The sequence below is a fragment of the Corynebacterium sp. HMSC074C03 genome, assembly GCF_001838285.1.
Lineage (GTDB): Bacteria > Actinomycetota > Actinomycetes > Mycobacteriales > Mycobacteriaceae > Corynebacterium > Corynebacterium amycolatum.
Genome location: NZ_KV836188.1, coordinates 1 through 16853, shown reverse-complemented (window position 1 = coordinate 16853; position 16853 = coordinate 1). Strand labels below are relative to the sequence as shown.

The 16853-nt window shown below is 56.5% G+C and carries 13 protein-coding genes and 1 pseudogene; 10 read left to right on the top strand and 4 right to left on the bottom strand.

From position 1 onward, the window contains the following. Positions 1-3 precede the first annotated feature (3 nt). Together HMPREF2847_RS11390 and HMPREF2847_RS11910 are read left to right on the top strand one after the other, a co-directional pair. Entirely contained in the window at positions 4-660 is a 657-nt protein-coding gene (locus HMPREF2847_RS11390) for a hypothetical protein (protein ID WP_141765036.1), read from the top strand. Between the two features lie 176 nt (positions 661-836). Further along, positions 837-1892, top strand: a pseudogene (locus tag HMPREF2847_RS11910) (ParA family protein). A 111-nt stretch (positions 1893-2003) separates the two neighbouring features. Here HMPREF2847_RS11910 and HMPREF2847_RS00070 read toward each other — a convergent pair. Next, a complete protein-coding gene (locus tag HMPREF2847_RS00070) occupies positions 2004-4400 on the bottom strand; it encodes a DUF262 domain-containing protein (protein ID WP_070851073.1) in 2397 nt (798 codons plus the stop codon). A gap of 771 nt (positions 4401-5171) precedes the next feature. Beyond that, positions 5172-5891, bottom strand: a complete 720-nt coding sequence (locus HMPREF2847_RS00060) for a hypothetical protein (protein WP_141765035.1) — start codon at positions 5889-5891, stop codon at positions 5172-5174. Between the two features lie 590 nt (positions 5892-6481). Between HMPREF2847_RS00060 and HMPREF2847_RS00050 the strand changes: the two genes are divergently transcribed. Beyond that, entirely contained in the window at positions 6482-7597 is a 1116-nt protein-coding gene (locus tag HMPREF2847_RS00050) for an esterase/lipase family protein (protein WP_070851066.1), read from the top strand. 55 nt (positions 7598-7652) lie between these two features. Here the strand turns inward: HMPREF2847_RS00050 and HMPREF2847_RS00045 are convergent, their stop codons facing one another. Then, positions 7653-8429 carry an LURP-one-related/scramblase family protein gene (locus HMPREF2847_RS00045; RefSeq protein ID WP_070851065.1) on the bottom strand — a complete coding sequence of 259 codons (777 nt, stop codon included), beginning with the start codon at positions 8427-8429 and terminating at the stop codon, positions 7653-7655. Positions 8430-8469: 40 nt separating this feature from the next. Beyond that, complete coding sequence (locus HMPREF2847_RS00040; protein WP_070851096.1) at positions 8470-8988, bottom strand: type 1 glutamine amidotransferase domain-containing protein; 519 nt, start codon at positions 8986-8988, stop codon at positions 8470-8472. 265 nt (positions 8989-9253) lie between these two features. Here HMPREF2847_RS00040 and HMPREF2847_RS00035 point away from each other — a divergent pair, with 265 nt between their 5' ends. The 7 genes from HMPREF2847_RS00035 (at position 9254) to HMPREF2847_RS00005 (ending at position 16750) form a co-directional block, all read left to right on the top strand. Continuing rightward, positions 9254-10885, top strand: a complete 1632-nt coding sequence (locus HMPREF2847_RS00035) for a CTP synthase (protein ID WP_070851064.1) — start codon at positions 9254-9256, stop codon at positions 10883-10885. 47 nt (positions 10886-10932) lie between these two features. Continuing rightward, positions 10933-11586: an NUDIX domain-containing protein gene (locus HMPREF2847_RS00030; protein ID WP_070851062.1), complete on the top strand. Its 654-nt coding sequence runs from the start codon at positions 10933-10935 to the stop codon at positions 11584-11586. Continuing rightward, positions 11583-12521 (top strand): site-specific tyrosine recombinase XerD, encoded by a 939-nt coding sequence (locus HMPREF2847_RS00025; RefSeq protein ID WP_070851061.1) that lies wholly within the window; start codon positions 11583-11585, stop codon positions 12519-12521. The genes HMPREF2847_RS00030 and HMPREF2847_RS00025 overlap by 4 nt, the downstream gene beginning before the upstream one ends. A gap of 113 nt (positions 12522-12634) precedes the next feature. Beyond that, the gene (locus HMPREF2847_RS00020) at positions 12635-13510 is read left to right on the top strand and encodes a ParA family protein (RefSeq protein WP_038625574.1); all 876 of its coding nucleotides are present in this window, start codon (positions 12635-12637) and stop codon (positions 13508-13510) included. A 3-nt stretch (positions 13511-13513) separates the two neighbouring features. Further along, positions 13514-14356, top strand: a complete 843-nt coding sequence (locus tag HMPREF2847_RS00015; protein ID WP_187401053.1) for a segregation and condensation protein A — start codon at positions 13514-13516, stop codon at positions 14354-14356. A gap of 206 nt (positions 14357-14562) precedes the next feature. After that, on the top strand, positions 14563-15177 hold the full coding sequence (gene scpB / locus HMPREF2847_RS00010) for an SMC-Scp complex subunit ScpB (protein WP_070767213.1): 615 nt from the start codon (positions 14563-14565) through the stop codon (positions 15175-15177). Between the two features lie 439 nt (positions 15178-15616). Beyond that, entirely contained in the window at positions 15617-16750 is a 1134-nt protein-coding gene (locus HMPREF2847_RS00005) for a PDDEXK family nuclease (RefSeq protein ID WP_070851059.1), read from the top strand. The last annotated feature ends 103 nt before the right edge of the window (positions 16751-16853 follow it).

Sequence of the window (16853 nt, the reverse complement as noted above, 5' to 3'; positions counted from 1 at the left end):
CAGTTGCATTATCTTATTTCATTTTTTCATTGGTGGACAACAAGTCGAACAGAGGCTCTCATCTCGTTTGTAGCTTTGATAGTTGCAACAATTTCGGTTGTAATTGCTCTTTTGAATTTTCGACAAATCCGAGATTCTCAAATTGAATCAGCCCGTCCTATTATGCAGGCGACTTTGCTTCCGCCCACAAAACCAGAAGATGACTTAAGTATTGAGGTTACGAATGTTGGAAGAACTGAAGCAAAGAACATAAAATTCGAGTTCATTCCACCGCTTCCCGACAACGTCTCTTTAGATAAGTTAAATAGTGAAAGCCTCAGGAATAAGCATTATTCGATGGTGCCATTAACACTTCTCAGGCAGGGACTATTGGAAAAGGAACATAAATCGTGGGCGCCAGGATTTAAGGCATCATTTCCGTACTGGGTTATCGCCAAAGACGCAAAGTTTGAGGTTTCAGGTGAAGGGGTAATGGCGAATACTATCCTCAAAATTTATTATGAAGGTTACAACGAACGGAAATATGATGGTGATTTCGTCTTGGATCCATCCATATATCGTGGCAAAATTTTCAGTCCTACGGAAAATGAAAGAATCGTTAAGGAGCTAAAATCTATTCGAGATGAGATAAAGAGAGGTAATACTGAGCGTAATTTGTAACGACTATTTTTGCAGAGCTTGAGAATATGCGTAGTTTGGCAGATTTTGTAACGGCTTTTGTTTGCGGGAACGAATATCGATTCCTAATCGGGTGTGACCTGTCGTTGCGGGGTTACTTGAGTGGGCTTCAGGTCTTATACAATCGGGAGACTGTTTTTACGTAAATAGGAAGCCCGATGCGGACACTCAGTTTCTTCAACAATAAGGGTGGGGTGGGGAAGACCACTCTTTCCACCAATGTCGCTCATTATTTCGCTCGTCAAGGTAAACGAGTGCTCTATGTGGATTGCCATCCGCAGTGTAATGCCACACAACTCATGCTGACTGAAGAGCAGCACGAGAGAATCTACCTGAGCAGCAAGAATGATGAACAGGCCGAGCGAGATTCGCTGGCTAATACCGTCTATTCGCTGTTTATCCCGCTATGGGAGGGTGAGACCGATATCGAGCCTGACATCCGGCCAGTGCGTTCGGAGCGGTTTGGTGTCGATGTCCTGCCAGGGCATCCGGCTCTTTCCAACATTGAAGATGTCATGAGTGACGCATGGCAGTCATCGCTAGCCAAGAAAACTGGTGATTTTCGGTGAATCCACTGGGCCGGGCAGTTGGCTGTGGCGATGGAGGATGAGGATCGCTACGACTACATCTTCTACGACGTGGGACCGTCGTTAGGCCCTTTCAATCGCACCGTACTTCTGGGCTGCGACGCCTTCGTTACTCCGACGTCAACCGACCTGTTTAGCTTCCATGCCGTTGGAAACCTCGCTAAGTGGTTCAATGACTGGGTGACTGAGTACAGCGAAATTTCCGAGGGGAATCTTGCCCAGTGGAGGAACTACTCGCCAGATATTTCGAAGAAAACTCGAAAGCTTCGGCTGCTCGGACACGATGGGCGTGGGCTTCATTACCTTGGCTACACAAGGCTGGAATACGTGAAGAAGCGCTCGAACGGTAAACAGCAGCTGGTCGGAGCGTTTGAACGATTCCGCGGCAAGTTTGACGACGAAGCAAAGCGAATCGGCGATAGCCTCGGGCATTCGTGTGACCAGTACCTGATTGGGCATGTGCCGCACATGTACTCCATGCCGGCGACCGCCCAGGACAGTCATTCACCAATTGCAGACCTGCAAGCAACCGATGGCGTGCGGGGAACTCAGCTGACCCAGCGCACTGGCTATGCAGAGAAAATTGATGAAGTCGCTGCGCTGGTTCTGGAGCGGTTGGAGAGTTAGGTGCTGTTGGGTTTTGTTCGGGGGGGGATGGACGGCTTTTACTGGTAGGGCTGGGTAGGCGGTGATGCCCAGCGCGGTTGGCTGCAATGATTGCGCTGAGCTCATATGGTTTTACTCGGAATCGTCGTTTGCTGAAATTGTTTGGACAATTTTCAACAGAGTTCCATCCCTGAGATGGCCTAGCATGCCCATTCCTGGCATCAACTTGTCGACCTCCTCGAATTTCTCAAAACTCCAAAGCAGCTCGTTGGCTGAGGCAGACTCAATAAAATCAGAGTCGGAAATATCATTGATGTTCAGCTTTCTGAGCGGATTCTCATCGCCCTCTCTTAGCTCGGCTGCGACGGTCACGATATCGACTAATAGCTGATTAGCATCCTCAGCCTCGGTGCCTGGGGTAGAGAGTTCCTCAATCAGAGGCTCAAGTTTCGTTATCTTGATAAACCGCGAATCTTTGGCTTCTTCCTGCTTGGTGTCTTTGTTCTTGCGAAATGTGAAAATAAGTTCCTCTTTGTCGAGGTCAAGGGCATCAAATAGTTGCCTAATTCCTAATACACGTGCATTTGTTTCACCACCAACACGGACATGTAAACCTGGTGCAATTTCAGCAAAGTAGGCAGGTGAGGTCTCAGTCAGTGCCCAAAAACGAGAAGTTTCAGCGTATTTACGAACCGAATCAGGATGCTCAGAGTAAATCAACCGAGCGATTTCAAAGGTGGCCTCAACCCATGAACTAACGGACTTTCGAATGTCGTGATACTCGAAAGCAACGACATGCCTACCTGTAAACGAAGTATCCTCACCGAGTGGTTCTTGCGGGAGCGGGGCGACCTTCGGCTTAAAATCTGTCGTGGGACGTGGCCAGTAACCGAGAGCTGCTTCCGTTAGTCGATCCGTGCGTTCTTTTAGCTGTGCTAATCCCCAAGTCGAACTATTTTTCATCACTTTATTGAGTGAGTAAGGGGAATCGAGAAATCCGTTTTCCGTCTCGCGTTTTTCTTGGTACGACCTATTTGAGTACATGGAGTTATAACCAGTAATTGTAAGATTACCAATTCGGTTTAGCCATTCTTCATGAATCTGCTCAGCATCATCGCCAAGTTCTCTCTTCCATTCTGGAGTGAGTGTTTGCGGCATGATGTGTTCCACACTGATGGACTGCTCCTCGAGGGCACCTGAAATATCCCGAGTGTCGTTTGAATCAAGATTCTCTAAGCATTCGTACAAATAGTTTCGGTTTTGTGGCCGAATTTTGTACATATTCCGGGTGCGGAAGTCATGCTTGAACTCTTCGTCGCTCGGGAACCTGGTGGTACCTTCAGTTCGGCGAACTAGCAGGTAAGTGACAACGTCTGATAGCGATGACCCGCCGCGAATACGCATTGCTTCTGCAAACAAAGATGCGAAGGTATTACCCATTGACCTGGTTGAGATGTCGCATACGAATTGACGGAAAACATAGCTGTCAATGATTTCGACTATTTCAGCGAGTTCGGTGTCCGTAATATTTCCACGTCGGAACTCACCAACAACTGGAACCAAAAACGGAAAGGCCACATCGCGCTGCAGGATATTGAATTTACGGAGTCGACGATCAGCTGCAGCAACTCCAGTACAGGCGTTAGATACATCATGCGCGTACCTTGCTGACTCATGCATGTCAGTTAGGACTTCTCGGATGTCCTTGCCCTTTTTGAAAGCCTTGAAAGTTTCGTATAGCGCATCCCAACGAGGAGCTTTACGAAGGTACGGCGTTAAGTACAGCCTAATAAACCAGTCAGTCTTGTAATCTACATAGTTCTCAATCTCATTCCAGTAGTTCTCATAGAGGTATTCCTGCTGTTCAGGAGTTGAGTCCATAAGAACGAGATTGCGAATTTTATCGGCTTCGGAGAGAGACAATCCTGTTGAGTTTAGGCTCTCAAAAATCTGTTGAGGATCATCATCTTTGCCAAGAGTCAGAATCATCGTTTGCAGACCATTTATCGCGCGCCATAGCTCATCGCCAGAAAGTTCGCCTCTGGCGAGACGCTCTCGGAAATAACGGTAGTTACGAGTGATATTGCTGTCTTCGATGAGAGCCTGACCACTGAATAGCTTCTGATAGGCCGCAGCATCATTTTTGACTGGCTTCAGCTTGAATTTGGTCGTATCAGTGCCTGAGTCTGACTTGAGCAGGGAAGTCTTAATACTCTTGGAAAGATCCTTATCGTCAGATTTCATCTCTCCGGCATCTAAGGCATGCGCGAGCGCGAGAAGAAGCAAACTTGTCGTAGTAATACGCTGCTGTCCATCGATAATCACCCAGTGGAAAGCATTTCGAGTATCGGCCACAACAGCGCCGAAAAAGTGACTTTCTTTGTCCTCCTTGTGGAGCGCCACAAGGTCGTCGAATAGTCGCTCGCATTGGGGGATTTTCCAGTCATAATTCCGCTGGTAAACGGGAATGATGAGCTGACGGCTTGCGCTGTCGTAGACGCTCAGGATTGGTTGGACAGACCCCTGCATGGTGAGTTACCTCTTGCTTTTGCAAACTAACAATTTGAATTGATGCTAGTAGAACAAGTTGGTTCGCGTCTTAACCTCGGCGCGCAACAACGCATCCGATGATAGCTGTGCCTGCAACAAAACTGGCACTTCCTTCAGCACAACCGTAGTAATCAGGGGTCTATCTAGTCGAAGAGCCCGTCCGTATGGCACTTCTTAATTCAACATCGTGCGGCATTCTTCTTCTGAATGGCCAGAGTTAAGGCAATCGGCCCAATCGATTTGGCCTTGAACCCATGGGGACGGCTCGTTGTTTTGTGGCTCTGGGGCAGTGTTTGTAGGTGGGCCGTCATAGAAATTGTTGGCACAATACTGTGTCCAGCCGGTAGTACCGTCTGTAAACCAGGTGGTGCCTTGCTCATAGAGGCCCTGCGAAGATTTGGCGCAATGCGAAATCGTCTTGTTTATAGCTGTTGGCTCGCCATTGGGCGCGCCGGTGTAACCAGTGGGTTTGGAACTTTCCGACGTCCGGGTCGGGGTCGCCGACGGGGTAGGAGATTTGGTGGTGGATATCGTCGTCGACTCTGTACTGCTTTCTGGGCTGGTGACTGTTTTTGTAACCGTCGTCGGCTCCGGTGCTTTTTCTGGTTCTCCGTTGGAGCAAGCCGAAAGGCATAGTGCAGGAATTGTAAGTGCAAGGGCGAAAATATGTCGTTTGTGCATGTGAAATACCTTAATGTAAGTGCAGGCGAAAAGGTGTTTTGTCTATTTCGTGGGCTAGCTTCGCCTATATCAGATTTGCCAGTTGCTCGGCCGCAATGTTTGTGGCCACCAAGTAGATGGCAGGAACAGTATCTTCCACCAACTCCGTGGCCACCAGCGACGAGGAATTACGTCTGAATACCCGGGGTGTTCTGACACGAGAGTTCGAATCTCCTTGTCGTCAACACCGAGGTCGTGAAGTTCGGCTATCAACGCCTCAATTTCCTTCCTGCGAATATCGGGATCCCATGATCCTGGCAGTTCGAAGTAATCCTGGAACAGGCGTTTTACCTCATCGGCGATTCGGGCATCGTCAATGACTCCGTGGCATTGGCTCGCCTTATCCAATATTGACTCCGCCAATGTGCGGCCACCTTGGCACGAAGGGGAGTATGTCATGGGGAGCATTTTGAGCTCGTAGTAGCAATCCGGTTCCAACAGATCCGGGTTCATAGCCGCATCAGGATCCGGCCACAGGACTTCTTTAATACTGGGATGTTCGGCCAGCATTGTTGCGACGCCGAAGCAGACGTGTGCACACGACTTCCTTGTACGGAAGTCATCGCACTGACATGAAGTGCAGCCAGGAAAAGTGAACCCATCAACCTGGACCTCGAAGTTATCCACGGTAGTGCGGTAGACACCAGCTGCAACCTCGACCAACGGGGATTGCACTGAAAGCTTCTGCGCCGCCTTGACGTCATTCTCAGTGAAAAACACCCTAATAATTGGCGAATCAAACGTGGTCATGCACTGAACACTAGTAAGAAGGCCGGATTGGGAATTAGGTCTATTAGAACGACTGTTCTCGTTTTCGTCCTTGGGAAGCTAGCAGTTTCCCCAGGACTTGGCTGCGTCGCAGCCTGCATTTACTCGCCAGTATGTCGGTGCTAGTGGTCATTGTGGCCGCGAACTCATTGCTGTTCATAATGTTTGAGCATGCGGGCATTCATGATCCGTTAGTGCCGGAGTATTCAGGTGCTGGAATCGCATTTTCCCTGCTTTTCCTCAACTGGGTCCTGAATCGGTACTTGAGCAAGTTCCTGGCCCTGCAGGTCTCGAGCTATTTTGCAGTTGCTGTCGGCGCTGTATGCACGGGATGGGGGCGGAAGTCACTCGTGTCTCGGACTGTAACCGAAATCACTCTAATAACCTACGGAGCTGTAGGTGAATCGCGTTATAGTTATATTTAGATTACATTGTATTAACCCCTTTGAGGGGCTTTAGTTGGCCGCTTTTCAGGGTACGATTGCGATTCATAGCCTGTTTTTTGCTCTTGCCCATGCCGTAGTTCTTATTGGAACCGTTTTACTATTCACTGCTCTAGGCAAGGAGTAATCATGGGCACTCAACGAGCATTTGCAAAGCTGGCACGGTCAGCCACGGCACTGTTGGCTGCAGCTGGTGTCGCTCTGGCGGCGGCTCCCATCGCGGCTGCCGTACCGGCTTCGGCAACCGGTAATGATCAGGTTCTGTCCTGGACCGAAATGGGCGAGTGGGGTCCAAAGGCAAATGATTTCCCCACTGTCATGGTCAACCAGGGGATGACGGAAAACATCAGCCCAGAGGGCACGAATGTGCAGTGCGTTCCTGCTCCTGGTGATAATCCAGTGGTCATGATTCACGGAATGAACTCGAACTCGTACCAGACCTACGCCCGCATGGCACCGGAGCTAAAGGCAATGGGGAAGTGTCTGTACGCATTTAACGTCGGCAAGCTAGGCCCTGATGAGTTTTCGGTGCTGGGATCTATTCCAACCATGCGTAACATGACCCCGTTGGATACCGCTTTGGCAGAGCTGACTGCGAAGATTGAAACCCTCAAGGCGGAAACCGGAGCGACCGAAGTTGACATTGTTGGTCACTCTGCAGGTGGCACCTTGGCTGCCGCTTACGCCAAGCAGGAGCAGGGCCGGGGAATTGGAACTGTAGTGTCCCTGGCGGGCGTGCTGCACGGCACATCGCTGCTCGGTATCTCCTATGGTTTGGAGGAGCTCAACCAGTTCGACAATGCCGGTGACAAGGCTGCGGGGTACATTGTCAGCCCCAGCCTGGTGGATCTGATGCAGCACGGCCAGTTCATGGCCAAGATCAATGAAGGCGGCCTGGAGCAGCCGGGTGTCAACTATGTTGCAATCTCGACTCAGGTTGATGAAGCCGTCACGCCAATGGCTGCAAGCCAGTGGAACGCACCGACTTCCAACAACATTCTGCTGCAGGATGGGTGCTCTGCAGATCTATCGGGTCACATCGGGCTGACTTTCTCGCCACGGGCAATTGCACTGGTAGCGAATGCGCTCGGACGTAATGTTGAGGTTCCGTGTGTACCGGTAACCGCTGTTGTTGAAGGCGGCATCAATGACAACGCTAATGTTCGCCCAGAACACGTCAATGCCGTTTCTGATGGCATCACGGAAATGGACGGACGCATTGCCCAGGCTGCAGGGGCGCGGTAGCGATATTCGTGAGCAGTAGCTCTTGATAAAGGGCGCGAGCCGACAGCGATTTTAGCTAGTCGGATTGCGCCTTTTTCGCCATCAAATCCAGGGCAATGGCGGCGCCAATAATGGCCGCGCGCAATTGTGGCGGCAAATCATCTTTGAGCTGGAGCATGTAACGCTCATTGCCGGATAGGAAATTTGTAAACCCCGACCACTTTCGTGACATCTGGGCGACTTCTATGTCGTTGATAAAGAAAGTGGCGTCGTAATGCCAGACGTCGCCGTCGACCTCGCAATTGGCAAAACCGGGGATGGAAATCTCCAGCCGCCGCTTAAAGAACGCAAACTTCTGCTGAATAGTGGCCAAAAGGCGCGATGACTCTGCTCCATCTTGCTGCTGGCCTTCAGGGGCTGTCGCATGCGGGTCGGGGTAGTAGACCTCGTAACGGTCAAGGGCAAGATCGGTCGGATCGGTAATAACGAATACCGGAGTGCCGTCTGGCTCGGAAACTGTCAGGCGACGAGAGCCCATAAACATGCGGCTCAGCGTGCCACCAGTAGTTTCAATCTTGCCGATGCAATTGCCCTCGGTATCCAGGATGTCGAAATCATCCGCCATGAAGTTTCGAATCTGCTGGATAACGATGCTGTTGTGCGAGAGCAGTCCCTGGTAACGCCCTTGCTGTGGCGGAAGCTGCTGCGGTGCGGGAGGCTGCTCGGGCGCGGAAGGTTGCTCAGGCGCGGGAAGCTGCTCGGGCGCGGCAGGCTGCTGCCCGGAAGCATCTTCCTGATCGTGCTGTGGAATCTGATCCCACAGCGACTTTGGGTTATCCCAATATGAACTCATGGCAACAGCCGTCCTTTGGTGGTGCTAAAAGCCGAGTGGCTTAGAAGTTCTCTACGAGAGCCTTGTTGAAAGCCTCAAGGTCGGCCGGGGTGCGGGAGGAAATCAGGTTGCCGTCAACGACAACTTCCTCATCGACCCAGTTGGCACCAGCGTTAATCAGGTCAGTCTTGACGCTGATGTAGGAGGTAATAGTGCGGCCCTTCAGCGCATCCGCATCGGTGAGAATCCAACCGCCGTGGCAAATCACGCCGATTGGCTTGTTAGCTGCGGCGAATCCCTTCACCAAAGCCACAGCATCCTTATCGATGCGAATCTGGTCAGCATTCACGGTGCCGCCCGGCAGAATCAGGGCATCGTAATCATCGGCAGAAACGCTGCTGGTGAGCTTATCGACGTCCACCTGCGTGCCATTCTTGCCCTCAATGGAGCCTTCCTCCGTGGAAACCACATGCACGGTCGCACCGGCATCCTTCACAGCCTCAGCCGGGCTCGTCAGCTCGGAGTCCTCAAATCCATCGGTGGCCAATACTGCAATGGTCTTATTTGCTAAATCAGTCATGGCCCCGAGGGTAACGGCATCGTCGCGTTTATGCATTGATGCACTGCAGGTGGGGTTCGGTCCGAGGTATAGCCACGACTCCGGCCATGCACCGCAACCGTGGCCGAAGTCTTGATCGCCTTTACACGCCGCAACCGTGGCTGTAGCTATGGCCGTCGTCAAGCCTTGTAGAAAAACCGAAAAGTTACCCAAATATGAAGAAATTATCCGCCATTGTGAAAAATCGCTTGCGCTCACACCCGCGCAGGCGATATTCTGAAGTCCCGTGGTTACGAAATACATCATCGTTACAGGAGGCGTTGCCTCCTCCCTCGGCAAAGGCTTAACCGCGGCTTCGCTCGGCCGCCTGCTTACCTCGCGTGGTCTCAAAGTGACTATGCAGAAGCTCGATCCCTACCTCAACGTGGATCCGGGCACCATGAACCCCTTCCAGCACGGCGAGGTCTTCGTCACCGAAGACGGCGCGGAAACCGATCTGGACCTGGGGCATTACGAGCGCTTCCTCGACCGCAACCTCTCCGCCGGCGGCAACGTCACCACCGGCAAAGTCTATTCCTCGGTCATCGCCAAGGAGCGCCGCGGCGAATTCCTCGGCCAGACCGTCCAGGTCATCCCGCACATCACCGACGAGATCAAATCCCGCATCGTCGCTATGGGCAACGCGGACGCGAACGGCGAAAAGCCCGACGTGGTCATCACCGAAATCGGCGGCACCGTCGGCGATATCGAATCACAGCCCTTCCTGGAAGCCGCGCGGCAAGTGCGTCACGACGTCGGCCGCGAGAACGTCTTCTACCTACATGTGTCATTGGTTCCGTACCTCGGCCCCTCCAAGGAACTGAAGACCAAGCCCACACAGCACTCGGTGGCTGAACTTCGCTCGATTGGCCTGGTTCCCGATGCCGTCGTTTTGCGATGCGACCGCGACGTCCCCGACTCTCTCAAAAACAAGATCGCGCTGATGTGTGACATCGACCGCGAGGGCGTGGTGTCCTGTCCGGATGCGCCGAGTATCTACGACATCCCGAAGGTCCTCTACGACGAGCACCTGGACACCTTCATCATCCGCCGCCTGAACCTGCCGTTCCGCGACATGGATTGGGCCGTGTGGGGAGACCTGCTTGAGCGCGTCCACGACCCGAAGGGTGAGGTCACGGTGGCCTTGGTCGGTAAATACATCGACCTGCCGGACGCCTACCTGTCCGTCGCGGAAGCTGTGCGTGCCGCCGGTTTCGCCCACCGCGTGAAAGCGAACATTCGCTGGGTTGCCTCCGACGACTGCGAAACCCCCGAAGGGCTGAAAGAAAACATGGCCGGCGTTGACGCGATCGTCATCCCCGGCGGCTTCGGCGGGCGCGGAATCGAAGGCAAGATCGCGACCATCCGCTACGCCAAGGAAACCGGCACGCCACTTTTGGGAATCTGCCTGGGCATGCAGTGTGTTGTCATCGAGGCGGCACGGACCGCGGGTGTCGAAGGCGCGTCCTCGACCGAGTTCGACGAGAACGCGGCCGAGCCAGTGATTGCCACGATGGAGGAACAGCTCCAGGCCGTCTCCGGCGAGGCTGACCTGGGCGGATCCATGCGCCTGGGTTCCTGCCCGGCGAAGCTCGCTGAAGACTCCGTCGTCGCGCGCCTCTACGGCACCACCGATGTCACCGAGCGCCACCGCCACCGCTACGAGGTCAACAACGCCTACCGCGCCCAGCTCGAAGAAGCCGGCCTGGTCATCTCTGGCACCTCTCCGGACGGCAAGCTCGTCGAATTCGTCGAGTACCCCACGGACGTGCACCCATACCTCGTGGCCACGCAGGCACACCCGGAGCTGAAGTCACGCCCCACCAACGCCCATCCGCTTTTCGACGGACTCATCAACGCAGCCCTCAAGCGCGCTTAGCTTAGGTCCGCGAGGGGGAATCCGGCCTACCTATTAGAGTGAAACTCATGGCGCACCAATTTGACGTTGTTGATTCCGAGATTGTTCTCGAGGCACCTATTCTCGCGGTTCGCCGCGACCAGGTGCGAATGCCGGGTGGGAATATTTCCGCCCGCGAGATCGTGGAGCATTTCGGCGCTGTCGCGGTCGTTGCCGCAGATGAGAATAACCGTCTCTACTTGCTGAATCAGTGGCGGCAGGCGGCAGGGAAGCGCCTGGTGGAGCTGCCGGCCGGGCTTCTCGATGTCGCGGATGAAGACCCGCTGGAGGCCGCCAAGCGCGAGCTGGTCGAGGAAGCCGGACTGGAGGCCGAGTCCTGGTCCCTGCTTACTGATATGTTCAGCTCGCCCGGCTTCGCAGAGGAAGCGGTCCGAATCTACCTGGCCAGCGGGCTCCATGCCGTCGATAAGCCGGAAGCCCACGATGAGGAAGCGGACATGACTGCGTCGTGGATTGGCGTCGAGGATGCGGTGGCGATGGCGCTGCGCGGAGAGATCCTCAACGGCATCGCGCTGTCCGGCATTCTGCTGGCGGCGGAGGTGCTGCTGCGGGGTGCCACGCCGCGCGCGGTCGCGGAGCCGTTCGACATCAGACCGACGGCCCTGGCGAAGCGCCGGACGGAGCAGCTCGACGCCGGTGCGGATTTGAAACGTATCCGATGAGCTCGATCGATCCGCTTGTCGATGCCTTCGTAACCTACCTCGCGGTGGAAAAGGGCCTGTCGGCGAATACGCTCGCCAGTTATAAGCGCGACTTGGAGAAATACCGCACCTACCTGCGGGAGATCGGGCGCACGGAATTGGCGCAGGTCACCGAGCAGGATGTGACAGAGTTCCTGGCGTATCTGGCGCGGGGAGATACGTCGGCGGGCCGGCCGGCACTGGCCCCGACCTCGGTGACGCGGTCGCTGTCGGCTGTGCGGAGCTTCCACAAGTTCGCGGTGGGTGAGGGCGCGTTGGAGGTGGATGTCGCCAAGCGGGTGGCGCCGCCGAAGCAGCCTTCGCGGTATCCGAAGGCACTCAGCATTGATGAGGTCACCCGGCTAATCGAGTCCATCCCCAATGACGACACCGCGGACGTGACGGATTTGCGCAACCGTGCACTGGTGGAGTTTCTGTACTCGACCGGCGCCCGTGTTTCAGAGGTTACCGGTCTGGATATCGATGACGTGGACCGCGAAACCAACCTCGTGTTACTGCGTGGCAAGGGTGGCAAGGAGCGCATCGTGCCCGTGGGCTCGCCGGCCATGGCGGCGCTGGATGCGTGGCTGACCCGCGGGCGGCCGAGCTGGGTGCGGGCGAACTCCGGGCCGGCGCTGTTTATCAACTCGCTGGGACGCAGGCTGTCGCGACAGTCGGCCGGAAATACACTGGCGGAGCTGGGGGAGCGCGCCGGGCTGAGCGTGAAAATTTCCCCGCACACCTTGCGCCACAGTTTCGGCACGCACCTCATTGAAGGTGGTGCCGATGTGCGCGTAGTCCAAGAGCTGCTCGGACACGCCTCCGTGACGACGACCCAGATTTACACCATGATTACCGCGGAGAATATGCGACGAGTCTGGGCGGGGGCTCACCCACGGGCTGAATACTCGCGGTAATATGCGGCGGTAGTATGTAGCGCTACCACGTGGCGGTAATATATGGCGGTATTACGCAGTATTACGTGGCGCAGTAGAATTGATGAGAAATCTTCAAGGAAGAGGGATTGACTGTGGCTGAAGAAGGGTTGTTTGAGGCCGATCGAGTTGAACTCGGTCTCACCGGCCGTCCGGTGCGCGAGCTACCGGAACCCGCACCCCTGACCAGTCACGGCCCCGCGGTCATCCTGGCAATGTGTAACCAGAAGGGCGGCGTGGGTAAAACCACCTCGACCATCAACCTGGGCGCGGCACTGGCGGAGTTCGGTCGTAAAGTCCTGCTCGTTGACTTGGACCCGCAAGGCGCACTATCCGCCGGCCTGGGTGTCCCGCATGAGGAACTCGACCTGACCGTCTACAACCTCATCGTCGACGACACCACCGATGTCCGCGACGCTATCCACCACACCAAAGTCTCCGGCCTGGATCTCGTCCCGGCCAACATCGACCTGTCCGCTGCGGAGATTCAGCTTGTCAACGAAGTCGGCCGCGAACAGGCCTTGGGCCGCGCGCTGCGCCCAGTGATGAATGACTACGACTTCATCATCATTGACTGCCAGCCGTCGCTGGGCCTGCTGACCGTCAATGCGCTGACCATCGCCGAGGGCGTCATCATCCCAATGGTGGCCGAATACTTCTCCCTGCGCGGCCTGGCACTGCTCACCGACACAGTGGCCAAGGTCCGCGACCGCCTGAACTTCAACCTGGAAGTCTCCGGCATCCTGGTCACCATGTTCGACCGCCGCACGCGCCACGCCAAGGAAGTCATGGAACGCCTCATCGAGGTCTTCGGTGACAAGGTCTTCGATACGGTCATCACCCGTACCGTCCGCTTCCCGGAAACCTCTGTCGCCGGCGAGCCCATCACCACCTGGGCGCCGAACACCCCAGCTGCGGCGCAGTACCGCAACCTGGCCCGCGAGGTCATCGAGCGCAAAGGCCGCAAATAATAGGTGACTTCCCCGGATAGTTACACTCCCGAACCGTCGTCAAGCGAGGGCGTGCAGGAAGAGATTACGGGCTTCCGCGTCGCGCTCGCGAACTTCAGCGGCCCCTTCGACCTGCTACTGCAGCTGATCAGCAGCAAAAAGATGGACGTCACCGAAGTCGCGCTGGCGGCGGTCACAGACGAGTTCATCGCATACACGCGCAGCCTCGACGCAGTCAGCGACCTCGACGAAATCACGGAATTCCTCGTCGTGGCAGCGACGCTGCTCGACCTCAAAACCGCACGGCTCCTACCGCGTGGCGACGTCGACAGCGAAGAAGACCTCGAACTGCTAGAAGCACGCGACCTGCTGTTCGCCCGACTGCTGCAGTACCAGGCGTATGGCAAGGTCGCCGACCAGTTTGAGGAGTGGCAGAAGACTGCGCCGCGGCGCTATCCGCGGGCCGTGGGGCCGGACGAGCAGTTCGAGGAGTTGCTGCCGCCCGTGCGCCTGGGCCTGACGCTCGGGGAGTTTGCCGAGTTTGCGGCCGTCGTGATGCGGCCGAAGCCACCGGAGGAAGTCGGTGTCGGGCACATCCACGGCGTGCCCGTGTCCGTGCCGGAGCAGGCGGGCAAGATTCTGGACTCGCTGCGGCTAGCAGGTGAGGGGACCTGGCTGACTTTTACGCAGCTGACATCGGAGTGTCGCGTGTCCATGGAGGTTGTTGGGCGGTTCCTCGCGCTGCTGGAGCTCTACCGAGCCAAGGCGATCGGTGTGGAGCAGGAGGAGGCGCTGGAGGAAATCCACGTGGCCTGGACCGGCCTCGACGTGGACCCGGCCGTCGTGGCGGCGGCGAACTGGGAGTAGGTGGCTGTTGGTCTGTGCTGGCTGTTGGGCTGGGGCGGGCGTGGGCTGGGTTGGGCTTGGTTGGGCTGGGGCTGAGTTGGGCCCCTGCTCGGTGCGGGCTTGGTCGGGCTGGGTTGTGCTTGGTTGGGCTGGGGCTGAGTTGGGGCCCAGCTAATTAGCGGCCACTAATTAGCGCCCGGCGCGAGAGGTTGCGTAATCTGACGCGCATGAGCGAAACCAGTTCCGCACCATCCGAGCAGGCCACGGAGTCTGCGTCTGCTTCTTCGGCGCAGTTGCCGCCCATCGACCCGTTGCGAGCGGGCGTGGAGTCGATTCTGCTTGTGGTCGATACGCCGGTGGCGGCGGAGGATATGGCGCGGGCGCTGGATGTTTCCGCAAGCGATATCCGTGACGTGCTTCGCGAAATCGAGTACGAATACCGTGCACGTCGCAGCGGCATCGAGCTACGCGAAACGGATGAGGGCTGGCGCTTCTACACGGCTCCCGCGCACGCCAGCGCGGTGGAGCGCTTCTTGCTGGATGGCTCGCAGTCGAAGCTCTCACGGGCAGCTATGGAGACGCTGGCAGTGGTGGCGTACCGACAGCCTGCCACGCGTGCGCAGGTCTCCGGTGTGCGCGGTGTCAATGTTGATGGTGTGATGCGCACGCTGGTCGCGCGTGGCCTGATTGCTGAGTCTGGAGAGGACCCGGCCACCGGTGCGCATTTGTACGTTACGACGACGCTGTTCCTGGAGCTTTTGGGGATTGATTCGCTGGACCAGCTGCCTGATTTGGCTCCGCTGCTGCCAGAGGTCGACCTGATCGACGAGCCGCTGGACTAGGCGGGGCTTGGGGTGGTGGCTAGGCGTGTTGAGCGGGGCCGCGGGGCTCACTCCATCGGCTAATCCACTTCACGACACGGGTGTCACCTCATGCCACCTCCACAGCTGCCACGAGGTGACATGGGTGTCGTGAAGTCGCATTCCGGGCTGGGTTTGCTGCTCACGACGGCTCACTGCGGGCCTTGCACCCGCTTTGCCTGCCGCATCCGCCGTGCCTACTTCATACACTGCACTCACTGCACCTACCGGCTCCTGTGGATAACTCCCGAAAACCGCAAACCATCCACAGTCAACGCCAAATCGACGCCTCCTGACCCTCCGCGTGTGTCAAAAAATGAGAACGTAGCACTCGCAAACACACAAACACGCAAACACTCGCACCGCCCAGCACACACCACCCACCAACCAGCAGTTGCCTGGACCTCAGGAGCGCAATCCGATGCCGCAGTGGATCTACGACGCCGACGACATCATCCGTACCGGCCAGCAGCGCGAATGCGCCCGCCCCAGCACTTTCGCAATTTCCCGAATCGGCCAGCACTCCGACCGTGATCTCCACCGGCGCGCCAAAAGCGGCAGCCTTTTGTGGCTCGCGCATGGCGCGTACGTGCCCGTCGACAGGTGGCTCGCCCTAAACAGCACCGAACGCTACGTTCTGGAGGTCAAAGCGCTCATCCATCGCGGCACCACCACCGTAATCACTCGCGATGCCGCCGCCGCTCTTCACGGTTTACCTCTACTCACACACGGCACTCCCATCGCGATAGCCAACTCCGGTCGCACGCGCGGGCAATCGCGAAGCACACCGAATGGCCCGTACCAGCCGCACAAACGCCTCATCCGCGTCTCCGGCCGGATTCTCCCCGAGGACATCGTAGAAGTCGATGGCCGCCTCGTCACCGATGTCCCAAAGTCCGTCATCGATGTCTGCCGTTCTCGCACCCCGCACAATGCACTAGTGCTTGCCGACGCCGCCCTCCAGCACCACACCGACACCGAGGAATTGTTGGCCACGTTGGCTGCCTATCCCCGCGCTCCGGGAAATGCACAGGCCAGGAGGTTGTTGCGGCAAGCGACAGCGTCGTCGGAAAGCATTGGGGAATCGCTCACTAAAGAAGCAATCGTCCAGGCGGGGCTAGCTTCTGTCGACGATTCTCGGGCTCCGTTGCTTCAGCAGGTTTCCTTTCGGGATGATCGTGGCTTCATCGCACGCGTGGACTTCTATCTGCCCGAACTTGGGCTGGTCGTCGAGTTCGATGGCCGTATGAAATACACCGACGGCGGGGTTGCGGACACGCAGGTGGCAATCGCAAAGGAGCTGGAGCGCGAAAAGCGCCTGAAGAATCTCGGGCTGAATGTCATCCGGATTGTCTGGTCACAGCTTTTCGACGGCACCGCCGTAGCCACCTTGCGGCAAGCGGCCGCGGAAATCCGGCGTCACCTAGCAAATGGTGGCAGTTGCTATCGCGGTAACTACGCCTTCGCGCGGCCGCCCCTCACAATCACAGGAAAAGCGGCCGAGTTGGCCATGCGTCGCCGACGAGTGTGGAGCCAGGCGGGGCGGCTGTACTAGCTGGCTGGCTTATCGGGCTTAGCCCGCTGCCGCAGCCGCTTCCGGTGCCCGCTGCCCGCTGCCGCTGCCGCCCCGTTACCTTGTGAGTGTCCCCGATAATGGG

Excerpts from the sequence above, each read along its gene's own strand:
- HMPREF2847_RS00005 (WP_070851059.1), top strand. The coding sequence starts at position 15,617 with ATGCCGCAGTGGATCTACGACGCCGACGACATCATCCGTACCGGCCAG.
- HMPREF2847_RS00050 (WP_070851066.1), top strand. The coding sequence starts at position 6,482 with ATGGGCACTCAACGAGCATTTGCAAAGCTGGCACGGTCAGCCACGGCA.
- HMPREF2847_RS00040 (WP_070851096.1), bottom strand. The coding sequence starts at position 8,988 with ATGACTGATTTAGCAAATAAGACCATTGCAGTATTGGCCACCGATGGA.
- HMPREF2847_RS00070 (WP_070851073.1), bottom strand. The coding sequence starts at position 4,400 with ATGCAGGGGTCTGTCCAACCAATCCTGAGCGTCTACGACAGCGCAAGC.
- scpB (WP_070767213.1), top strand. The coding sequence starts at position 14,563 with ATGAGCGAAACCAGTTCCGCACCATCCGAGCAGGCCACGGAGTCTGCG.
- HMPREF2847_RS00060 (WP_141765035.1), bottom strand. The coding sequence starts at position 5,891 with ATGACCACGTTTGATTCGCCAATTATTAGGGTGTTTTTCACTGAGAAT.
- HMPREF2847_RS00025 (WP_070851061.1), top strand. The coding sequence starts at position 11,583 with ATGAGCTCGATCGATCCGCTTGTCGATGCCTTCGTAACCTACCTCGCG.
- HMPREF2847_RS00030 (WP_070851062.1), top strand. The coding sequence starts at position 10,933 with ATGGCGCACCAATTTGACGTTGTTGATTCCGAGATTGTTCTCGAGGCA.
- HMPREF2847_RS00045 (WP_070851065.1), bottom strand. The coding sequence starts at position 8,429 with ATGAGTTCATATTGGGATAACCCAAAGTCGCTGTGGGATCAGATTCCA.